Genomic DNA, 20,249 nt, shown 5'->3' with positions numbered 1-20,249 from the left:
TTAGCTACGCGCCCCCAGCCGGTCGAACTGGACCTTGCCTGCCTTCATCACCATCGGGATGTGCTCGCCCTGGCCGAGCAGGCAGGCCACGTCGCGGAGCGGATTGCCATCGACCACGAGCAGGTCCGCAATGGCTTCGGGCATGATGCGGCCGAGCTTGCCCTCCATGCCGAGCACCTCGGCGCCGACCAATGTCGCGCTGGCGATGACGGCGCGGGGACCGAGAATCTCGGCACGGATGCGGAACTCGTCGCTCTGCAGACGCTGCGACGGTCCGAGCAGGTCGCTGCCGAACCCCATCTTCACGCCGGCGTCGCGGTAGATCGTGAGCGAACGCAGGCCCGCGTCGCGGACATCGGCGATCTTGGCAACGCTTTCGGGCGGCAGGCCATATTGGGCACCCTCGTTAGCCAGCGCCTCGTAGGTGACGAGCGTCGGCACCACATAGGCGCCCTTCTCGGCCATCAGCTGCGCGGTCGGAGCATCGACCAAATTGCCGTGCTCGATGGTGCGCACGCCGCAGCGCACCGCGCGTTCGATCGCGGCAGCGGTGTAAGCGTGGGCGAGCACATAGGTCTGACGCCCGCGCGCCTCTTCGACGATGGCGCGGATCTCGTCCTCGGAGTAGCCGAAGGCGCCGACCGGATCGGTCGGTGAAGCAACGCCGCCGGAGGCCATGATCTTGATCTGGTCGGCGCCCATCTGCAGTTCCTCGCGCGCCGCCCTGCGCACGCCGTCGACACCATCGGCAACGCGCGCCAGCGCGCCGACACGCACGCAGCAGGGGCACGGTGCGTCGCTGGCAAGATAATCCGAGCGGGCCCGCATGTCGCCGTGGCCGCCGGTCTGGCTGAGCGCACGTCCCGAGACGAACAGCCGCGGACCGTCGGTGAGACCGGTCTCGATCGCCTGCTTCAGCGCATGGCCGGCGCCGCCGGCGTCGCGCACGGTGGTGAAGCCCCGCCGCAGCATGCCGCGCAGCAGCAGCGTTGAGCGCAGCGTCACCAGCACGTTCGGCATGTGCACCTGCTGCGCCAGATTGAGTTCGACGGCGATCGCATGCACATGCAGGTCGATCAGGCCGGGCATCAGCGTCTTGCCCTTCAGATCGACGGTGCGGTCGGTTTCCACTTGGAGCGGCCGATCGGAGACCTCCTTGATCAGACCGTCCTCGACCAGCACGTGATGTCCCTCCAGGAGGTCCGGCTGAAGCGGATCGAGCAGAGCGGCGTTCTTGAAGAGCACACGGGACATGACGACTTCCTGTCTTATCAGGACTGGATGAGCAGCGCGGGCAAGGCGAGCTGGGCGAATGGAAGACACGCGGCGCTATCGTCCTCGACGTACCAGCCTGCCTCATGGAGCAGATTGAGCGAGCCGAGTGTGCGCCCGCGCCAGCGCACGGGCATGTTGAGCACGCTTTCGCAGCCGAGCGAAGCGATCAGCTCGTGATCGGAGAACACCTCGCGCAGATCGTCCCGGGTGCGGCCGATATAGGCCTCGCCGCGGTCGAGCACGGCCTCGGTCCACGGCCCCGGCGCCAGGTGCTTGCGGCCGCCCGCGGGGTAAGGTCCGGGCAGATTGGAATACACCCGCGCGGCTTCCCTCGTGTCGTCGTCATAGGTCAGGATCGTGAACAGCTTGTGCCCGATCGCCGACTTCAGGGCGCCGTCCAGCGCCGAGTACAGGGCATCCGGCTGATCCGCCCTGCCCTGCGCGGCCGCCACCGCGCAGAGCAGCGGATCGGATCGGTGTTTCGTATCCCTCATGCGACTTCGCCTGCCGCGATCTCTTCCAGCGAACGGCCGCGTGTCGGCACGCCCATCAGCACCACGGTGAGCGCGCCTAACAGCAGCACGCTCGTGGTGAGGCCGAACACGCCGGCGAAGCCGAAATTGGGATAGAGATAGCCGACCAGGATCGGCGAGACGATCGCACCGATGCGGCCGATCGCGGAGGCGAGCCCGGCGCCGGTGGTTCTGACGGCCGTCGGAAATACCTCGGCGGTATAGGCATAGACCCCCGCATAGGTGCCGTTCATGAAGAAGGACAGCAAGATTCCGGCGACCATGATGTGCTGATCGCTCTGCGCGAATGCAAGTCCAAGCGCGCTGGCGCCGCCGAGCACCATGTAGGAGGCAATCGTCGCCTGCCGGCCGATGCGCTCGTTGAAGTACGCAGCGCTGAAATAGCCGGGAATTTGCGCGCAATAGATCGCGATCGAATAGGCGAAGCTCTTGGTGATGCTCATGCCGTTCTGGACCAGAAGGCCGGGGATCCAGACGAAGAAGGAATAGTAGCTGAACGTGATCGTAAGCCACATGATCCAGGTCATGATGGTGATGCGCGCCTGGCGGCCGGCGAGGAGCGCGGCGAAATTGGCAAGCAGCGTCCCACCAGTCACGGCAGGCGCCGTGATTTCGACGACCGGTTGCGGCAGGACATGGCCTTGGCTCGCAAATCCGGCCTCGATCCTGTCCAGCACGGCTGCGGCTTCCTTCTCCCGGCCCCGGCTTTCCAGCCAGCGCGGCGATTCCGGCAGCGCCCTGCGCCACCACAGCAGCATGACGACCGGCACCGCGGTGATCACCAGAACGATGCGCCAGCCGTTCTCAGAGGCGGGCACGATGAAATAGCCGAGCAAGGCCGCCGCGACGAAACCGAAGGAGAAGAATCCGGCCAGCGCGCCGGTAAAGCTGCCGCGGTAACGCCGTGCGACGAATTCCGCCAGATAGGGCGCAATGATCGCGCTCTCCGCGCCGGTGCCCATGCCCGCGACGACGCGCGCGGCGAAGAAGGACGACCAGTCGTTCACCGCAGCGCTGACGATGGATGCGACGCAATAGAGTGCCAGCGCCGACATCATCACCGCGCGACGGCCGATCAGGTCACCCAGCGTGCCCGCCAGCAGCGCGCCGAACAGGAAGCCGATATAGGTGCTGCTGCCGAGCACGCCGATCTGGACGCTCGACAGATTCCAGGTCGTGCGCAGCACCGGCAGGATGAACGCCAGCACGGCTGCGTCCATCGCGTCGAACATGTAGCCGAGCCCGCCCATCAGCAGCAGATGCTTGTGGAAGCGTGCGAATGGAAGGCGCTCGATCCGCGCCGAGATCATCGACATGAAAGTCCCCCTCTGTCTGGCGGCCCGGCACTCCGCTCATTCCCGGGGGGAACCATAGACAAGGAGATATTATCGTCATAATTTATAATCATGATCTAGTACATCACTGGGGTGAATGTTCTGTCGTTTCGCTCGCTCGACCTCAACCTGCTGAAAGTGTTCGAGGCCCTGATGACCGAGGGCAGCGTCACGCGCGCCGCCAACGCGCTTCTAATGACGCAACCGGCCGTCAGCAACGCGCTCGCACGCCTGCGGGACGCGCTCGGCGATGCCCTGTTCGTCAGGTCCGGCACCGGCATCCGTCCGACCCAGCGCGCCGTGGTGCTGTGGGAGCCGATCGGCGAAGCGCTCGAAACCGTCCGCGGCGCGCTCGACGAGCAGGTGTTCGATCCGCACCGTGCTCAGACCGAGTTCAGCCTGTCGATGTCGGATTACGTCGCCTCGCTGGTGATGCCAAACCTGCTGAACCATTTCGGCAAGGTCGCGCCCAAGGCGCGAATCCACACCGTTCCCAACACCATTTTGGAGATCGCCGACCAGCTCGAGGACAATCGCGTTGATTGCGTCCTCAGCGTCTATGTCAACGAGGCGCAGCAGCCGGCCGCCATCCGCTCGCGCTCGCTGTGGACCGTCGACTACGCCTGCTTCATGCGGCGCAGCCATCCGCTCGCCGCGATGAAGCGGCTGAGCACGCGCAGCTTCCTCAACGCGGGGCATGTCGATGTGAGCCTCGCCGGCAAGACCTTGCCGTCCTACGACCTCTTCCTCGCCTCGCGCGGGCTGTCGCGCAACGTGGTCGCGACCGTCAATCACTATAGCGCCGCCTACGAAATCGTGCGCCAGTCCGGCCTGATCGCCGTGCTGCCGAGCGATCTGCGCTCGCAATCCCGGCACGCGCCGTTCCTGCACGCCATGCCGCTTCCGCTCAAGGCGCCGCCGCGCATCGTCAGCCTGTTCTGGCACCAGCGCAACGACACCGTACCGGCGCAGCGCTGGCTGCGCGAGACCCTGGTCGAGATGTTCGCCAGGTCCGACTGAAGCCGCGGGCGGTGCGCCCCCCCGGACACCATGAAAAAAGGGAAACAATGGGTTTCTCGAAGCAGCATTGCGCGCCAGTCCCTGCTGCTTAGCTCCAACCAAAGCAATCCCCTCCCCAGTGACAGGCGCGAAAGCCGCGCCCGCAGAGACCTCATCAATGACCGCAACGCTCGAATTCGGACTGGACACCTTTGGCGACGTCACCAGGGACGCCTCCGGCGCGATGCTTCCGCACGCACAGGTGATCCGCAACGTCGTCGACGAGGCGGTGCTCGCTGACGAGCTCGGCCTCGATTTCATCGGCCTTGGCGAGCATCACCGCGCCGACTTCGCGATCTCCTCGCCCGAGACCGTGCTGGCCGCCATCGCGTCGCGGACCAGGCGGATCCATCTCGGCTCTGCCGTGACGGTGCTGAGCTCGGACGATCCGATCCGCGTCTTCCAGCGCTTTGCCACGCTGGACGCGCTCTCGAACGGGCGCGCCGAGGTGATCCTCGGCCGCGGCTCGTTCACCGAGTCCTTTCCACTGTTCGGTTTCGACCTGCGGGCTTACGAGGCGCTGTTCGAGGAGAAGCTCGATCTGTTCGCGGCACTGCTGTCGCAGAAGCCGGTGACCTGGGAAGGCAAGCTGCGTCCGCCGCTGAACGGGCAGCTGGTCTATCCCCCGGTCGAGAACGGCACGCTCAAGACCTGGATCGGCGTCGGCGGCAGTCCGCAATCGGTGGTGCGCGCGGCGCATTACGACTTGCCCTTGATGCTCGCGATCATCGGCGGCGATCCCGCGCGCTTCGCGCCCTTCGTCGAGCTCTATCATCGCGCGTTCAGGGAGTTCGGCCGCCCGGCACAGCCGATCGGCGTGCACTCGCCAGGCTATGTCGCCGAAACCGACGAACAGGCGCGCGAGGAGCTGTGGCCCGACTACAAGGCGATGCGCGACCGCATCGGCAAGGAACGCGGCTGGCCGCCGATGGGCCGCGACGAGTTCGTGAACGAGGCCGAGCACGGCTCGCTCTATGTCGGCTCGCCCGAGACGGTCGCGCGCAAGATCGCCAAGACGGCAAAGGCACTCGGCATTTCGCGGTTTCAGCTGAAGTATTCGGCGGGCCCGCTGCCGCATGGCAAGCTGATGAAGAGCATCGAGCTCTATGGGCGGAAGGTAGTGCCGATGGTGCGGGAGATGATGGGGTAAGGCGATCGGATCCGCTTCAGTCCGTCTTCGCCCTACGGGCTTCGCCGGACACCACGCTCCGTTCTTCAGGCATCACTTGGCAGCGCCACGCGCAGCCCGAAGGGCGAAGCGTGGTGGGGGAGGCAGGACTCGAACCTGCGAAGCCATAAGGCGGCTGATTTACAGTCAGCTCCCTTTGCCACTCGGGACACTCCCCCGCTCGACGGCAGCACGATCGGGCCGGACCTTGCCGGCGACCGAAGACGGCCATGGAACGTGAAGGCCGCGACAGCCCGGATGGGGGCGCGACCGGGCGCGGTTATCGGCGAAGCGATGGGGTAAAGTCAACCGAGGCGAACAGCTAAAATCGTTCTCGACACCACCCAAATTGCCATATTCCGGGACCCGTGACACAAGCGAGCCCATGAAGGATCGAAAATTCAACCCGAGGGGCCCCCGCGGCGGGTCTAAGCCCTTCAACAGGCCCGGAAAATCGGCCGGTCGCCCGGCCCGTCGCGATCGCGATTCGGACACCGACGGGCCTGTCATCCTCTATGGCTGGCACACCGTCTCCATGGCGCTCGCCAACCCCCAGCGGCAGATCCGCAAGCTGACGCTGACCGAGAACGCCGCAAGGCGTCTGGCGGACGAGAACATCGCGATCCCGGTCACGCCCGAGATCGTCCGGCCCCAGGAGATCGACCGGCTGCTGTCGCCCGACGCCGTGCACCAGGGCCTGCTCGCCGAGGCCGATCCCCTGCCCTCGCCCGACATCGAGGATTTGGAGCAGGACGGCATGGTGCTGGTGCTCGACCAGATCACCGACCCGCACAATGTCGGCGCGATCCTGCGCTCGGCGGCCGCCTTTGCGGTGAAGGCGATCGTCACCACCGCGCGTCACAGTCCGGAAGCGACCGGCGTGCTGGCCAAGGCCGCCTCCGGCGCGCTGGAGCTCGTCCCGATGGTGACGGTGCAAAACCTCGCCCGCGCACTGACCACGCTGAACGAGCTCGGCTTCCAGACCGTCGGGCTGGACAGTGAAGGCAGTGCGGATCTCTCCGAGGTCACCGTGCGCGAGCCGCTCGCTCTGGTGCTGGGCGCGGAAGGCAAGGGCCTGCGGCAATTGACACGCGAGACCTGCAGCGTCGTGGCGCGGCTCGACATGCCCGGAGAGATCAAGAGTCTCAACGTCTCGAATGCCGCCGTGCTCTCGCTCTATGTCGGCGCGAGCCGGCTCGGGCTGATGAAGCGGTAACAAAACAAAACGCCCGTCCGCGTCGCGGACGGGCGTCTCGTCGGCTCAACCGATCAAGCGATCAGTAATAGCGGCGCAGCACGCGGTGGCCGCCATAATACGGCGCATGGCGCGGGGCGTAGCCGTAGCGCGGACCGTAGCCGTAATGCGTGCGCGGCAGATAGCCGGCGCGCGGGCCGTAGCCGTAGCGATACGGACGGTAATACGGGCGGCGGTAGGGATAGGCGGCCGGCGCTTCGACCGCGGCAGCGCGATAGCCATAGCCGTGCCCATAGCCGTAGCCACGGCCGTAGCCGTAATTGGCGGGCGCAACCACCGCGTCCTCACGGTAGGTCGGATACGGCGCGAAGGCGCCCGGGCCGGTGTAGGTCGGGCCCTGGTTGACGTGATAATATTGCGTGGTGGGCTCGGCGAGACGCTCATAGGCGCCGTAGCCGTAGCTGTAGCCGGCCCCATAACCGCCGCAGCCGGTGTTACAGCCGGAATAGACCGGCGCGACCGGCTGGCACGGATCGAAGCCGCAGGCCGCAGCGGGCGCGGTGGCGGCGAACATCACGGCAGCCGCCGCGACCAGTCCCGAAATCATCTGACGCATTACTCTCTCCTGTTGATTTCCGTTTTTTGGATTTTGTCGTTTCTTAACCCGGCGGCTTGCCGGGCATCTCTGCACGCGGCCGCGGCCGAGGACGCCGCGGCTGGTCGTTGAACTCAGGCGCGAGAATCACCGGCGGCGGATTGACGGGCACGTCCATCTGCGGCGGCAGCGGCGCCGATTGGGCGCCCCAGCTCTGGTGATAGCTATCGGGCGGCTTGGGCAATTTGCGGTTCGCGGGCGGTTCGACCTCGAGCCGGCCATAGCCGGGCCGCAGGCCCAGCGTCGGGTAGTAGTGGCCGACGTCCGTGGGCTGGCGCTCGGCGACATAGCGTCCGCCATAGATCGTGGGCTGCACTTGGACGTTCTTCCCCAGGCCCCAGGTCCCCTCGATCACGGCATAGGACGCGTCGATGTTGTTGATGATGATGGGCACGCCGGGGCGACCGGGAACGACGATATCGAAGCCGCCGCCGGCAAACGCCGTCGCGGGCAGTCCGATCAGAAAGGCAGCGAGCGCCACAGCGCGCATGAGGGGACCCCATTTATTCGGCGACAACCTACCCGATGGCGGCGCAGAGAGGGTTAAGGCCCTCTCACCAATTGCCGGTAAGCCTAATGTGTAAGGATTGCGCGCCGCTCAAATGCGCCAAAGCGAACTAGCGAAGCATTAACGCCGCCGGATCCTGCAGTCCGGAACCGTCGCGCGTGCTCACTTCCGTTTGACTATGGCTGACGAAAATCCGGCGGTTTCAGCGGAACGTCCGGCGTCTTCCGCGTTTAGCCCCCGTCAACAAAACGGGAGCCAAACAATCATGAACGTCAAACTTCTCGGAGCCACGGCGATTGCGGCGACCTTGGTGGCAGGCTCTGCCATGGCGCAGGCCGTGATCACCAATCCCGGCCGTTGCGCGGCGCAATTCCCCAACGCCAACTGCCGGAACGTCGGACCGGGAAATCCGTACACCGACAGCGGCTATCGGCATCGTCGCGTGTCCTATCGCCAGACCAACAACGGCGATTGGAATAACGACTGGAACAGGAGCCGCACCGGCTTCTGGCCGACCGACGTCGCCGCCGGCGCGGTCGGAGCAGCCGCTGGCGTCGCCGGCGCAGCCATCGGGACTGCGGGCGCAATCGCAACCGCCCCGTTCCGCGCCACGAACGACGCCTACGCCTACGACAACAGTTGGGATAACCGCGGCTGGGACAATCGGGGGTGGGACACCCGCACCTACGCCCAGCGCAACGGCTTCGTCTGCACGCCCGGCACCTGGTTCAAGGGCGAAGACGGCCGCCGGCACATCTGCCAGTAAGGCGGTTTGAACCGAACGCGACAGATCGGGCGGCCCTCGGGCCGCCTGATTCATGTCTGCATCGGGGCTCCCGGGTTCTGGCACTTTCCGGTCAAGTCTGGTATTGCGGCGCGCACGGGCGGACAGCCCCGGCATAGGCCGGGCCTGCCCCGCTTCTCCAGGCGTCGCCGGCTTAGCTCAGCGGTAGAGCAGCGGTTTTGTAAACCGAAGGTCGGGGGTTCAATCCCCTCAGCCGGCACCACAAAATGCCTATAATAGCAGGCGTTTTGAAGTTTCGCGTGATCGGCAAAGTCGGCACAGACGGTAAACGACAACGGTTTTGGCAGCCTCAAAAACAGGATCAGTTGTTCTGCGGGCGTTCTCACGGCGTATCCGCCCAATGGGCTCGCACGCCGCCGGCGTTATTGAGGAGGCTTGGCCGTATTGATGTGGATGCAGCAACCGATTGCCCACGCAAAACAAGGTTGCCGCGCTCGCTGTGTTTGGTGCAGCGAGAACATCATCACCGGGGAGCGAACCTCTCATCCAGCCGTTCACCGGCGAAGCGAAGAAGCACTTCGTTTTTGAAAATCGCCACGTGCGGCTGGTGCCCGACTATTGTCGATCGAAGACTCCCAATCTTGCTTCCGAAGACAGCAGAGCCCTCGGCGGTTTCCCGCCGAGGGCTCTGGGGAGCTCTCGGCAGTTACCTGCCAAGAGCTCCCGTCTCTGTCGTCTAGAGCTTACCAGTTGCGCTGAGCGCGGAGGAGCAGGGTCACAGTGTCCTGATTCCGTTTTGTATGGCTAACTGTCAGTGCAATCTTTTTCGGCTGATCTCAATCAGTTCGGCATGACCACGGAGCGCCGCATCATAGTCATGGTACAGGCGCCGCACTGTGATCTTTTCCTTTTCACAGCAGGTCGTTTCGAACAAAAGCGGCCCATGGTCCATTGCGGCAGACCGGCCGCTTACATCGAAACCCAGGAATCTCGTCAAAAGCTGCTCAGGCCCTATGACGTCCAGGCGCAACTGGACACAATCAGGGTTCGCTTCCAGCCAAGCCTGCATGGCTTTCTGCGCTTCTAAGTCATTACCGAGATAGACCGGCAACTTGCCTTCCAAGACATAGAACCCGAAGGGAAAGATGATCATTGCGACCGTCCGTTCTTGTCCTATTCGTCGATCTGCAACCGCAACCGGCAGCGCGCAAAACAGCGTTCAAGCTGCTGCAAAAGCTCTATGGTGTGCAACGTCGCCGCCTCCCCCATTTCCTTTTTGATGGCGGAGCGGATGGCGCTTCTGCTCTCGTCGAGAGCGCCCAGCTCCTTCAGTCCCTTCGGGGTCACGGAAAGATACACCAATCGCTTATCGGTGCTCGAATTTTTCCGACGGATTAGACCGAGCTGTTCCAACGGTCTCGACTGGTTGACGACAAACGAGGAGTTCACCCGCATTGCTTCAGCAACGGACTTCACTGGCAGACCACCGTGCTCATGGGATTCTGCAACAATGACGAACATGTTCCATTGCGGCACCGTAAGGCTCAGCGCGCTTGCCCATTTGGCCTGAACCTCGGAAATCAAGAAGTCGAGGGATCGAACCACCCGTACGATTTGTTCAACCACCTCTGGTCGCTGCGGGTGATGGACCTGATCGAGAGCCATAACTTCCACCATCTATCAACAATACAAGAAGCCCCCGGCGGTTTCCCGCCGAGGGCTCTTGGAGGTTAGGTTTTTAAACCGAACTTACCAGTTGCGCTGAGCGCGGAGCAGCAGCGTGAAGCTGTCCTGATCCTTGAACTCGTAAGTGCCCGGCGGCTTGGCAACAGCCGCCAAACCAGCAGCGGGGATAACCACCGCACCAGAGTACTTTTGGTCCAGATGGGTCCAGTTGAAGTCACCTGAGAAGGTCAGGTTCTTCACCGGGGTCCAGCGAGTGACGAAGCCGAGCTGGGCGATGTTGAAGTTCGGGTTACAAGTCGTGCCTGCCGTGGTCCCGAGCGTCCCGAAGAAGTTCGCGCAAACACCAGCAGCAGCTGCACCCGAGTAGTTCACTTGAGCCCAAGCACCATAGATCGACGAGTTCCAGTAGGGGTCCCAGTTGTGGGTGTAACCACCACGCATGCCCCACGTCTTGATCGTCTCCTGGCCGCCGCCGGTCACGAACACCGTATCAGGAGCGCTGGCAATGCCGATGCTCTGATAAGCGCCTGCCAGACCAGAGCTGCCGAAAGCAGACCAAGTTCCAGCGCTCGACGTCGGCTGGAAGTTGTAGCGGGTCGCACCGTCGGTGTAGACGCCCTGGATGTTGATCGTGTCACCCGCGCCGGTCGGGATGTTCTTGATCGACAAGGCCAGCTGAGCAGCCCAGCCCCACTTGTCTTCAGGATGACCCGACGTTTCGAAGGCGCCATAGTAACCAGCGTGGTTGTCATGCGCAGCAACCGAAGCCTGGAACAGACCCCAAGCCTGATCGACGCGGAGCATGGCAATCAAGTCTGGCGAGCGAGATCCACCAGTGTTGTTGAGGCCATAAGCGCCGCCGAGGATACCAGCAGCGGTCGCCGCAGAACCACCCAGCACAGTACCGGGGACGCCGAGGTTGACGTTGCCAGCCTGCATATAGGCAACCTGATCCTGCGCCGAGAACGCAGCCGTGATGCCCTGACCGAAGTCAGCGGTATAGGTGAACTGGTTCACACCAGTGACCGTGCCGCCGCCGCCGACGAGGCTGTCGAAGTTGTTGGCGGGGTAGTTGGTCCAGGGCGCGTCGAACTGCGAGACTGCCTTACCCATCGTGAAGCCAGCGAACTGGATGAAGGCGTAGTACACGCCGAGCGAGCCGCCGGAGACCTGACCGGACCCCGAACCTGCCGGGTTGCTGCCATCATACGCGGTTCCGCCGGTGGTTACGCCAGTGCCAGCGCCGGTGTAGCCGCCTGTCGTCCACGAGAAGACGCCGTCGAAGAAGGTACGGACGACGCCGTACTCGGTCGCGGTGCGCGTGTCGATGTTGAGATCTTCACGGGAGCGGATGGTGTAGTAGTTGCTTAGACGATTGTGCGCCGCACCAACACCGGTCATGTTCGCTGCATAGTCGCCGTTGGTTGCCAACGCGACTTCAGCGCGCAGATAACCACCCAGCTTGATGCAGGTGTCAGTGCCGGGGATGTAGTAGAAACCCGCACCGTACAGGGAGCAGATCTTCACGTATTCGACCGCTTTGGCCTTCACGGGGAGATCGGCTGCCTGCGCTCCGCCAACAGCGAGCAGACCCGCCGCGGAACCGAGCAAAAGGCTCTTAACCAACTTCATGTTAAACCTCCAAGTTTGCCATAGGGAAGGTTCCGGATCCGCTGGGTGAAGACACCCTAAGGTTGGTTCCCTTGTCCCTTAAATTCACCGCTTAGTCGCTTCGCGCCTTCGGACACACCCGCTGAACGCGAGGGACTTAAGCGAACCACCTAAGACGGGACGACCTCGGGATGCCCCCCTCCGTCGCTCAGTCACCATGATCGATGGTCCGTGCACACACAACAAGAGAACGCTCCGAAATGGGCCGTGAAAGCTTGTTTTCAGACAGGTGTTGCACAAAAATCACGCATCTTGCCGAAGGTGATGTTCGCGTAAGTAATTGCAATTTCTGGACTTTCGATCTCTCACAGCTGCGTGAGTACTTCGTGTGAGGACGGGTTCACCCCCGGGAACATGCTCCTCCAGTGCGTTTGAAGGTGGGAATTATTTGCACTTAAGGGCGAATCGAGTGTCCGCTTCGCTCGCGCGGCCACCCACTCGGGACCCAGGATTCTATGTCTAAGGTAAGCAAAAAGATCTCAGCGGCGCCAAGTTGGCTCGGCCTCACTGACGACCGGTTGTCTTTCGTGTTTCTGCCGGACCGTGCCGAAACCGTGCGAAAGATTTTCGAACTCGCGATCGGCGGGATGGGCAGCTACGCCATCGCAAATTATCTCGACCAACTAAAGGTGCCGACCTTCACCCGAGCGCTCAACTGGGACAACACCACCATAGACTCAATGCTCAGGAACCGAGCGACCTACGGCGAGCACCAGCCGAAGTCCTTCGCCGCAGGTCATAAGAAGGGTATCCCGAGCGGCCCTCCCATTTCCGACTACTACCCTGCAGCCATAGACAAGGCGACTTTCGATGCTGCACAGGCAGCCCGCCAGCAGAATTTGGCGCATCGCGGGCGAAAAGGAAATGATCTCGCTAATATCTTCGGTGACCTATGCTCGTGCGGCTATTGCGGCGGCAAAGTCATCTTCCATCGGATTTCGAATGTGCAGGTCCTCGTATGCGAGCAGGTCTTGAATGATGGCGCCTGCAGCCGCTCCGCCTGGACATACAAAGACTTTGAAATCACCGTCCTTGCTTTCCTGGCTCATCCGGCATTGCTCGACCAAGGAAGCTACGACCTAAAAGCAGGGCTGCTCGATCTTGTCGAAGAAATCAAAGGCCTCTCTTCCGATGAGGGGCGACGCTATGCGAGAAGAGTGAACATCACAGTTCTACTCAAGCGGATTGTCGCTGGCCTCCTAATTCACAGTGCAGGAAATCTCAGCCAGCCTAGACATTCCTCGGCACAGATCCGGAAGGACATCGCAGGGAGGTTTCTCGCGATTCACCTGCAAGAGGGGCCGTCGTACACTTGCATTTCAATAGGGTAATCAACTCGCGGGCAGGTGGCGCCACCTGGCGTCGATGAACGATGGGTATTCGCCAACGAGGCGTGGGTCGTTCGCTGCAGGCGTGCAAGTGCCCGCAGCCTTTGGTTTCTGGTAGCGAGCGCTCCGCGCTAGCGACTCATCAACGCGTGGGTGTCCGCCACCAAGCCCGACCGCTGCACAAGGAGTGCTGCGACGGCGACCAGGAGCAGCATCGAGGCGACCATGATGGCGATCCACTTTCTGTCGTCCATGGGAGCCAATGCCGTCCGCCGAGGTCTCGTTCCCCAGCGCGGCGGGCGCATGCCTTAAAACACCCCCGCCTGCGATCGCGGAAGCATGTAGCGGATCGTGAAGGAAGGTCCATCGCCGGCTGGTGGCGCATGGACTACCTGGTCGCCGACGTTTTGCAACTGCCGCATTGCCTCGCACGCCATTGAGTGCAGGTTCTCGTCTGGGCTGACGACGCGGTGCAGCTCGCCGGCATTGATCTCGACGTGAGAACGGCCCTGCCTGGCCGCCCTGGCAATCTGAGCCTCAAGTTCCTCCCGGAAGTCGTCCATTGTCGCCATCGTGGTCCCCCGCTAGTCGTCGCAGCCGTGCGGTCCGACTCGCATTCATCCCGGCTTTCCTCTGCGACGCAACCGTAGAGCTTGGACCCTGGGAAATTTTCCAGGTGCCCGGCCTGAGCGCCAGGCGCTAGAGCTTTCGCCCTGGGGCCGTTTGGTCGGGGACGTACCGATAGGGAAGAATTGATTGCGCAGCTCGAGAAGTTTCGGGCGGAGGTGGAATATTGTGCTCGACTGGCAAGAACATCGCCCGACAGGCAGACGCGCGCGCTGTTCGAACGGCTCGCTGAACGGCTCGGAGAGATGGTGCAAGAGATCGAGACGACGATCGCCGCGCGGACGAAGCTGAGTGGCCGCTGGGAATAGGTTCGATGAGAAAAGGTCGTCAGCTGCGCGCGCAAGTACTGACTTAGGCTCGCCGATTCCGTTGATAAAAAACGGCGTGGTTTTCTCACCTTTTGAACACCCTTTTCGGGTGAGGAAAAATTCTCTATTCGTTCTCACATGCCCGACGACCTCACCATGCGCCGCACCGTGATCGGCGGCGAAACCGCACCCGACGATTACGAGGTGATCTGGGACGATCTCGTGATCGGCCGCATACTCCGCTCAATCAGTATCGGCGGCCAAGGCGGCTGGTCCTGGACGGCCTTCCTGCCGAACGTGCCGCAGCGCGACGAGCACCGGGGCGGCGCCCGCAGCCTCTCCGAGGCCAAGGCCCGCTTCCGAACCGCATGGGAGAATCTGCACGGCCAGATCGGCTATGATCAGATCAGCAAGGCCCGCGAGATCCAGGGTCGGCGCCGGCCGTGGCATCGGTAGCGCACGCCGGTACTGTCCTAAGTAGGACACCCATTTTGGTAAATTAGGACACGCCCGATTCACGAATGTTGACGACGGCTGGTCCCAAGACAGCGCAATCTGTTCCCGGCGGATAAGGAGAGCGTCGTGGACAGAGTTGAATATGGTTTCGTAGTGACAACGGTTACCGGGTTTTTGGTCATGATCGCCGGGCTGTCCTGGCTGATGCTGTAAGCGAACACTCGCTGATGGGAATTGGAACGCCGTTGCGGCTGCGACGTTTTCCCGGCAGCCCTTCCCCGAGGGTGTGTCCCGGCCCCAGCTCGCAATGCCCATTCCCCCAAGAGCTGGGGCCACTTCGTTCGGGAAACTGGGATTCTGATTGGAACCATGAGTTCCGAAGGAGCTTGGTTTAGCCCACCGGACTGCTTACCGCCGATTACGTCCGGTGCGGAATGGCGGCCCCAGCCCCTTGGCCCCCCGGTCCCGCTGGGGCCGTTTTGTTGCACTCGCGGAGGGGAATCACGCTGCTGTGTGTGAGTTCACACAAGACAGCACACGTGGTCGCCGCGAGGACCTGCTGACGCTCCGTTAGGAACCTGCTCTCGGTAGTTGGTTTGTTGTCTCGCTCGCTCATCCGAGCTGCCGGAGCGGCCCCGGCCTATAATCTCCAGCCCGCTGAAGCCGGGGCCGTTTCTCCGCCGTCCCGGTCGGCCCGCATACGGCAACAGTGGCCTATAAACCGAGGGAGCGGTGCCCTGAAGAACTATCCTGTTGACCCCGGACGTCCGCGGGAATGCGGTGAGGTCGCTTGTCCAGAAAGCTCGATCATGGCCTTGGATGCCGAGGACGGGCTAGAAGCTTTGCGGATTGGGAAAAAAATGGCGGCCATGCTCAAGCAGGCAATTACCGTCAGAGCTGCCGACGGCAGGATATTGGCGAGGCTGCAGCCGCCAAAATCGAGCCTTCGCTGACCCTAGACAGGAAGGCCGAACGCGCTACAGCGGCGTAAGCTGATGCGTTCGCACCACGGGCATCGTTGCGCCGGTGTCGTATTGTTCACTGGCGATCCGCTCAATGGTCGAGCGATGTCTCTTGAACGTCTCGATAACGTCGCTTGGGCTGGTTCCGTCTGCCGCAGCGCGATCGCGCAGGGCGGCTATATCCACTCGACAATCAATGCGGTGGTCGCCCGCGAACATCGCAAAGAACAACGCTTCGTTGTTCCTGGCATCGAACGCGCCAGATGGGTCAGAGGTAAGTGGCATCTCGGGAGTCCGTCGCTCAGTGTTCGATAAATCGCGGCCCAGCTGGGATGAAGTCTCGCCGTCATCGCAGCGCTCTCAGGCCAAAGAACGGCCCCAGGCCAAGGTGGCACGACCTAGGGCTGAGGCCGCTCCCGGCTACCGACCGATAACCTCATGCGTCTGAAACGCATGCAGAACCAAGCGTGGCTGATGGGTATCGTTCCTATCGCCGCTTCTTGATCGCTCCGGTTGATCGCTCCGGCTGATGACGGCCGGACGCTGGCCTGTTTGCGAAGTGGCCTAGTTTGATTTGAGACAGTGGCCTGCCTTGCTGTTTTAACGTGCATTCGGGACTGAGCGCACTTAACCTCCATTAAGAAACTGAGCGGCCCAGTTGAGGGATTGGCCTGTGGGCGTGGAGCGTATGCACCCACCGAAATACTGGCTTGTGCGTGCGGAGGAGTTCCACAGGAAAGCGGATGACTGCCAATATCCGGGGACCAGACTCCAAAAACGCCGCGCCGCCCCCTATCTGTCTGCCATGCTGAAAGCGTTCGAGTTCTGCCTGCCCACGGCAGCAAAGGCCGTGCCCATCGGCCCTGACTGGATCCACGAAGTCTAATATGACGGTTACCGCCTGCGCGTCGAGCGCCAGGGCAAGACCGTGCGGCTCATCACCAAAAACGGCCACAACTGGACCGACCGATTTCCATGGATCGTCCAAGCTGCGCTGAAGAACCGCGAGCAGCAATTCGTCATCGACGGCGAGGCCGTCGTGCTCGGCGTCGACGGCGTCTCCGACTTCAACGCGCTGCATTCGCGCAAGCACGACGACGAGGTACAGCTCTACGCCTTCGACGTCCTCGCGCTCGGCGGCGAGGATCTGCGGCAGCTGCCGCTGTCGATGCGCAAGACAAATCTGGCGCGGCTGTTACGCGGCCGGCCGGACGGCATGTTCGTCGCGCCCTTCGAGCCCGGCGAGATCGGCACCCAGCTGTTCGGCGCCGCCGCCCGCATGGGCCTCGAGGGCCTGGTGTCGAAACGCCGCGATCGCCGCTACAGCGCCGGCCGATCGAAAGACTGGATCAAGGTAAAGAACCGAACGCACCCGGCTATGTCGCGGGTGATGGAAGCGCATAAATAGAAAAGCCCGGCGCGAGGGGCACCCCGCACCGGGCTTGAGTTTTTTGGAGGTTTGATACGACAGAGGACGTCGAGGTCCCCTCACCCTTGGCTATCGATCACTCGGTTGGGCTTGCGCGGGGAGCACAATCTTGAGATCAATCTGATGATCGGGATGGTCGACGTGCCAGAGCGCGTACCACCGGTGGCCGAACAGCAATTCTCCATGGTTGCCCATGCGCAGGGGCAAACAGTGGCAGAGCTCGAGCACGTAATGCACGTGGTCAAGATTTTTCGGCCCGGCATCGCGCCAAGGCATCGCGATCAGGTCAATGTCGCGGATCAGACTGCCACCGTGAAACACGCCATACCCCAGCCCTCGCGATATGCCGGCAAACTCGGTGACAAAGCGTCGGGCCCAGAAGATCCGCTTCTCCGCGTCGTCCGGCGACCACAGCCGCGTCTTTGGGATCTCGATGAACTCGGGATCAAGCTTCATCTGATTTCGCGCCGCGGCCGTAGTCGGGACCAATGTTCGGGATGGGCCAGCTCTTGCCGTCGATGTCGGCCGTGAACTCGCCGTTGCGCAGCCAGCCGTGATAGTCGCCGGCGATGATCGAGGGCGAACAGGTGATGTTCGGCCACTCTCCCGTCACCTGCCAGCCATCCCCGTTCGACGACTTGCGATCGATGCACCAGATCTCGCCGTTGGGGCAGACGAGCTCGATCGGCGGACGCTTCCCCGCCCAGTCGCGATAGTAGTGCGGCGAAAGGAAATCCCGGCCGAGATCTCGATCGAGATACCAGTCATTGAACCAGCCCATCCCGGGCAGGAAGACGCGCTTATCGTTGCGCCACATGCCATCAGCAACGGCCTTGTCGCCGAGCGCACGATATTCTTCAAACGTGAGCAATGTCGGTGCGAGCTTCATCCTTGTCCCCCATCTTCAACCGTGCGGATCAGCCAAGCCTCGACGTGCGGCGCGATGTCGGAGGCTTCCGGTTTGCTCTCACCTGGTCGCCACAACATTTTCCCGTCGCGGTCGCCGGCGTCCCAATCCCGCGCGATCTCGTCCGCGATGTCGTCGGCATCGAGACCGCAGAAGATTCCGGAGACAAGGAAAGCCCCTTGCTCGCGCGCGGCCTCGAGATAGTAAAACACGCGCTTGCGGATAGCGGTCATGCAACGTTCAGCGGTCGCCGCTCACGATGGACGCGCTGCAGCTGCAGGAGCCTGCCGCAGCGAGTGCATTCGCAGGATCGAGACCAGCGGGCGCCACCACAATGGCGCGACCACCAACGCGGCATCTTTTGCCACGTGCTGAACTTGGGGCGATGACCGAAGATCAAACAGAGCAAGCGCCTCACGTCATCGACCCCGGCTTGAAGCAGCGAATGGTTGGCCCCTGATAACCCAGATCGGCCACACCATGGTGCGGCCAGCGCGGTTTGGCTCAGTGAGCACGGCGTCGTCAGGCACGTCGACCCAGACCATGACGTTCTTGTCGGCCGGGTCGTTCGAGCGCGGGATCCGCACGCGGTACCGCACGCCCGCGCTTTGCCAATCGACACTCGGCGAGCGCATAGCCATCAGCGTCCGAGCAACACGGGCCCTTGCCGCTGCGCAAGCCGTCGAACCAGGGCTTGAGAGCCGAGTTGGCGTAGCGGCCATCGTCGCGGGCAAACGCTGCGCCCGCGAACGCCAGCAGGATTCCGACCGCGACCAGCAGCGAGGCCAGCGTCGATTGCGGCCCCGTGCGGGCCTTATGTGCCATCACCAGACCGAGCACGACGACCAGCGTTGCAAGCGCAAACAGGGTGTAAGCCGCCATCGCAGTGCCCCTTTCAAACTAGGCCGAGCGCGGCGATGGCGGCGACGGCGAGACACATCAGCATCGGTGCAGCAATCATCAGCGTCATGAGAATGTCGCGGCCCACGGCGCGCCGACCGCTCATGACGCGCCTCCATGGAGCAGCGTGCCTGCGGCATGCGCCGCGGAAGGATTGACGATCACATAGCCGGCGATCGAGCGCGCATGCAGCCGCGTGGCGTGGCCGCCCGAGTTGGCGTCATAGACCTGCCATTTGCTGCCGCCGAGGTGCTGCTCGAGCACAAAGACATGATGCCGGCGCACCGCGACCATACCGGCGCCGGGCGCCGCGCGCGGGAATTTGAACCAGGCCGCCGCCAGCCACAGCGATCGCACGGGACTTCCGAACACGCGCACGGCCGCGCCGCAGCCGCAGAAGGCGCGCGAAGGACAGCCCGCAGGATGGCCGACGATGGTTGCCTCTCTCTGCAACGTTGGCGCCATGGCGCGCGGGCGATAGATCTTACGGGCCACGCCGAAGCCGCCCATGGCCTTGACGACGCGCTCGCCACGCGGCGAACTGACGACGCCTTCGCAGGGAAAGATGACGTTGCAACCCGGGTCGACCAGGACGGCTCGAACGTGTCGTGGGCGAGCATCGGCGTGGCCGGCGAACATGGCGCAGCACAGCGCCGCCAGGATGAGGCGGAGATACATTGGATCGTCCTTCTGTGGTGGATGGTCGGGAGTTGGTTACTGCCTGCTATTCCAGCGGACGTCGGCGAGCCGATTGATGCTCTTCAGGATCTCGCGCAGCAGCTCGACCGAGTCTTCGCTGTGCTTCACCATCTGGAAGCTGTTGGTCTCGAGGTGGCCGAGTTGCTTGTAAGCTTCCCACTGCCAACGCTTCTCCTCGTCGGTATGCTCCACGCGGACAGGAAGAGTCTCTTCGACGCGGACCGTGAGGACCTCCTCGATGCGGACGACGCGAGCCTCGCCGTCATCGGCGCGCGTGCGCTGGTTGTCCTGCAGACCCCTGCGGATTGCCCAGAACCCCGCCGCAGCAACCAAGAGACCGATCACGATGCCCTGCGCCACGGGCCACGGCCCCAGCGCCTTAAGCAGTTCTTCCATTCGCCACCACCCGATAAGCCACGTCGAGCTCGCCCAGCACGAACATCGACCAGAACGGCACCCCGGGCGACATGAAGCCCTGGCTGACCGACAGCTGGATCAGCGCCAGATCAAATTGCACCCACACCACCGCACACGACGCCGCGGTCACCGCCCGGATCATCGGACCCACCCGGCGTCCCCTCACCTGGTGACCATTGAGCAGCAGCCCGACCAGCCGCGCCCACCCGATTGCGAACAGGCAGCAGGCCGTAAACCACGGCGACATCACCAGCGTGATCCACTGGAATGCCGACGCCCGCAGGATTTCCGGCGAGACGAACGTCGCACCCGCCAGCCACAGCATGGCGATGGTGATGAGCCACTCGAACCGGCGGCCCTCGAGATAGTAGCTGAGCAGATTCATTC

At 63.0% G+C, this 20,249-nt stretch carries 24 protein-coding genes, 2 tRNA genes and 2 pseudogenes; 9 read left to right on the top strand and 19 right to left on the bottom strand.

From position 1 onward, the window contains the following. Genes IVB54_RS15885 through IVB54_RS15875 form a run of 3 tightly spaced genes read right to left on the bottom strand, consistent with a single transcriptional unit; the run spans nucleotide 1 to nucleotide 3,124 of the window. Nucleotides 1–1,254: an amidohydrolase family protein gene (locus IVB54_RS15885; RefSeq protein ID WP_247335740.1), complete on the bottom strand. Its 1,254-nt coding sequence runs from the start codon at nucleotides 1,252–1,254 to the stop codon at nucleotides 1–3. Nucleotides 1,255–1,271: 17 nt separating this feature from the next. Further along, entirely contained in the window at nucleotides 1,272–1,769 is a 498-nt protein-coding gene (locus IVB54_RS15880) for a GAF domain-containing protein (protein WP_247777354.1), read from the bottom strand. After that, nucleotides 1,766–3,124 carry an MFS transporter gene (locus IVB54_RS15875; protein WP_018458110.1) on the bottom strand — a complete coding sequence of 453 codons (1,359 nt, stop codon included), beginning with the start codon at nucleotides 3,122–3,124 and terminating at the stop codon, nucleotides 1,766–1,768. Before IVB54_RS15875 ends, IVB54_RS15880 begins: the two co-directional genes overlap by 4 nt. Before the next feature lie 111 nt (nucleotides 3,125–3,235). Between IVB54_RS15875 and IVB54_RS15870 the strand changes: the two genes are divergently transcribed. Beyond that, entirely contained in the window at nucleotides 3,236–4,162 is a 927-nt protein-coding gene (locus tag IVB54_RS15870; RefSeq protein WP_247443687.1) for a LysR family transcriptional regulator, read from the top strand. 157 nt (nucleotides 4,163–4,319) lie between these two features. Then, entirely contained in the window at nucleotides 4,320–5,351 is a 1,032-nt protein-coding gene (locus IVB54_RS15865; protein ID WP_247443689.1) for an LLM class flavin-dependent oxidoreductase, read from the top strand. A 111-nt stretch (nucleotides 5,352–5,462) separates the two neighbouring features. Here IVB54_RS15865 and IVB54_RS15860 read toward each other — a convergent pair. Further along, nucleotides 5,463–5,548: transfer RNA gene (locus tag IVB54_RS15860), tRNA-Tyr, on the bottom strand. 206 nt (nucleotides 5,549–5,754) lie between these two features. On the opposite strand from IVB54_RS15860, the gene rlmB reads away from it, so the two are divergent. Then, nucleotides 5,755–6,585, top strand: a complete 831-nt coding sequence (rlmB, locus tag IVB54_RS15855) for a 23S rRNA (guanosine(2251)-2'-O)-methyltransferase RlmB (RefSeq protein ID WP_247777353.1) — start codon at nucleotides 5,755–5,757, stop codon at nucleotides 6,583–6,585. Nucleotides 6,586–6,646: 61 nt separating this feature from the next. Here the strand turns inward: rlmB and IVB54_RS15850 are convergent, their stop codons facing one another. Then, nucleotides 6,647–7,180: a hypothetical protein gene (locus tag IVB54_RS15850; RefSeq protein ID WP_247335727.1), complete on the bottom strand. Its 534-nt coding sequence runs from the start codon at nucleotides 7,178–7,180 to the stop codon at nucleotides 6,647–6,649. A gap of 43 nt (nucleotides 7,181–7,223) precedes the next feature. Then, nucleotides 7,224–7,709 (bottom strand): hypothetical protein, encoded by a 486-nt coding sequence (locus tag IVB54_RS15845; RefSeq protein WP_018458105.1) that lies wholly within the window; start codon nucleotides 7,707–7,709, stop codon nucleotides 7,224–7,226. 283 nt (nucleotides 7,710–7,992) lie between these two features. On the opposite strand from IVB54_RS15845, the gene IVB54_RS15840 reads away from it, so the two are divergent. Together IVB54_RS15840 and IVB54_RS15835 are read left to right on the top strand one after the other, a co-directional pair. Then, a complete protein-coding gene (locus IVB54_RS15840) occupies nucleotides 7,993–8,493 on the top strand; it encodes a hypothetical protein (RefSeq protein ID WP_247777352.1) in 501 nt (166 codons plus the stop codon). 166 nt (nucleotides 8,494–8,659) lie between these two features. Next, nucleotides 8,660–8,734: transfer RNA gene (locus IVB54_RS15835), tRNA-Thr, on the top strand. Nucleotides 8,735–9,283: 549 nt separating this feature from the next. Here IVB54_RS15835 and IVB54_RS15830 read toward each other — a convergent pair. The 3 genes from IVB54_RS15830 to IVB54_RS15820 form a co-directional block, all read right to left on the bottom strand. Continuing rightward, nucleotides 9,284–9,625, bottom strand: a complete 342-nt coding sequence (locus IVB54_RS15830; RefSeq protein ID WP_247411327.1) for a hypothetical protein — start codon at nucleotides 9,623–9,625, stop codon at nucleotides 9,284–9,286. Between the two features lie 20 nt (nucleotides 9,626–9,645). Further along, a complete protein-coding gene (locus IVB54_RS15825) occupies nucleotides 9,646–10,137 on the bottom strand; it encodes a MarR family transcriptional regulator (protein WP_247411326.1) in 492 nt (163 codons plus the stop codon). 84 nt (nucleotides 10,138–10,221) lie between these two features. Then, nucleotides 10,222–11,790, bottom strand: a complete 1,569-nt coding sequence (locus IVB54_RS15820; protein ID WP_247411324.1) for a porin — start codon at nucleotides 11,788–11,790, stop codon at nucleotides 10,222–10,224. A gap of 494 nt (nucleotides 11,791–12,284) precedes the next feature. On the opposite strand from IVB54_RS15820, the gene IVB54_RS15815 reads away from it, so the two are divergent. Continuing rightward, entirely contained in the window at nucleotides 12,285–13,160 is an 876-nt protein-coding gene (locus IVB54_RS15815; RefSeq protein ID WP_247411323.1) for a recombinase family protein, read from the top strand. 128 nt (nucleotides 13,161–13,288) lie between these two features. Here IVB54_RS15815 and IVB54_RS41450 read toward each other — a convergent pair whose 3' ends face one another. Next, a complete protein-coding gene (locus IVB54_RS41450; protein ID WP_256465324.1) occupies nucleotides 13,289–13,411 on the bottom strand; it encodes a hypothetical protein in 123 nt (40 codons plus the stop codon). 54 nt (nucleotides 13,412–13,465) lie between these two features. After that, on the bottom strand, nucleotides 13,466–13,729 hold the full coding sequence (locus IVB54_RS15810; protein WP_247541799.1) for a hypothetical protein: 264 nt from the start codon (nucleotides 13,727–13,729) through the stop codon (nucleotides 13,466–13,468). A gap of 501 nt (nucleotides 13,730–14,230) precedes the next feature. On the opposite strand from IVB54_RS15810, the gene IVB54_RS15805 reads away from it, so the two are divergent. Then, nucleotides 14,231–14,548: a hypothetical protein gene (locus IVB54_RS15805; RefSeq protein ID WP_247777351.1), complete on the top strand. Its 318-nt coding sequence runs from the start codon at nucleotides 14,231–14,233 to the stop codon at nucleotides 14,546–14,548. Nucleotides 14,549–15,357: 809 nt separating this feature from the next. Further along, a complete protein-coding gene (locus tag IVB54_RS15800) occupies nucleotides 15,358–15,501 on the top strand; it encodes a hypothetical protein (RefSeq protein ID WP_247777350.1) in 144 nt (47 codons plus the stop codon). Between the two features lie 24 nt (nucleotides 15,502–15,525). Here the strand turns inward: IVB54_RS15800 and IVB54_RS15795 are convergent, their stop codons facing one another. After that, nucleotides 15,526–15,795 carry a DUF1488 family protein gene (locus IVB54_RS15795; protein WP_247777349.1) on the bottom strand — a complete coding sequence of 90 codons (270 nt, stop codon included), beginning with the start codon at nucleotides 15,793–15,795 and terminating at the stop codon, nucleotides 15,526–15,528. 613 nt (nucleotides 15,796–16,408) lie between these two features. On the opposite strand from IVB54_RS15795, the pseudogene IVB54_RS15790 reads away from it, so the two are divergent. Then, nucleotides 16,409–16,918 (top strand): annotated as a pseudogene (locus IVB54_RS15790) (DNA ligase); the annotation flags it as partial. Nucleotides 16,919–17,008: 90 nt separating this feature from the next. Here IVB54_RS15790 and IVB54_RS15785 read toward each other — a convergent pair. The 7 genes and pseudogenes from IVB54_RS15785 to IVB54_RS15755 all read right to left on the bottom strand — a co-directional run bounded on the left by IVB54_RS15785 (nucleotide 17,009) and on the right by IVB54_RS15755 (nucleotide 20,247). Further along, on the bottom strand, nucleotides 17,009–17,395 hold the full coding sequence (locus IVB54_RS15785; RefSeq protein ID WP_247411316.1) for a hypothetical protein: 387 nt from the start codon (nucleotides 17,393–17,395) through the stop codon (nucleotides 17,009–17,011). Beyond that, nucleotides 17,385–17,828, bottom strand: coding sequence for a hypothetical protein (locus IVB54_RS15780; RefSeq protein WP_247411313.1), 444 nt, complete (start codon nucleotides 17,826–17,828; stop codon nucleotides 17,385–17,387). Before IVB54_RS15780 ends, IVB54_RS15785 begins: the two co-directional genes overlap by 11 nt. Beyond that, nucleotides 17,825–18,079 carry a hypothetical protein gene (locus IVB54_RS15775; RefSeq protein ID WP_247411310.1) on the bottom strand — a complete coding sequence of 85 codons (255 nt, stop codon included), beginning with the start codon at nucleotides 18,077–18,079 and terminating at the stop codon, nucleotides 17,825–17,827. Before IVB54_RS15775 ends, IVB54_RS15780 begins: the two co-directional genes overlap by 4 nt. A 181-nt stretch (nucleotides 18,080–18,260) precedes the next feature. Beyond that, nucleotides 18,261–18,671, bottom strand: a pseudogene (locus tag IVB54_RS15770) (hypothetical protein). A gap of 177 nt (nucleotides 18,672–18,848) precedes the next feature. Further along, entirely contained in the window at nucleotides 18,849–19,424 is a 576-nt protein-coding gene (locus IVB54_RS15765) for a hypothetical protein (protein ID WP_247411307.1), read from the bottom strand. Nucleotides 19,425–19,460: 36 nt separating this feature from the next. Continuing rightward, nucleotides 19,461–19,841 (bottom strand): hypothetical protein, encoded by a 381-nt coding sequence (locus IVB54_RS15760; RefSeq protein ID WP_247377447.1) that lies wholly within the window; start codon nucleotides 19,839–19,841, stop codon nucleotides 19,461–19,463. Then, nucleotides 19,825–20,247 (bottom strand): hypothetical protein, encoded by a 423-nt coding sequence (locus IVB54_RS15755; RefSeq protein WP_247411305.1) that lies wholly within the window; start codon nucleotides 20,245–20,247, stop codon nucleotides 19,825–19,827. The genes IVB54_RS15760 and IVB54_RS15755 overlap by 17 nt, the downstream gene beginning before the upstream one ends. Nucleotides 20,248–20,249 lie beyond the last annotated feature (2 nt).

The organism is Bradyrhizobium sp. CW1 (assembly GCF_023100665.1).
GTDB classification, from domain to species: domain Bacteria; phylum Pseudomonadota; class Alphaproteobacteria; order Rhizobiales; family Xanthobacteraceae; genus Bradyrhizobium; species Bradyrhizobium canariense_D.
Note: the sequence above shows the minus strand (reverse complement) of the source record. Positions and strands in the feature narration are given on the sequence as shown.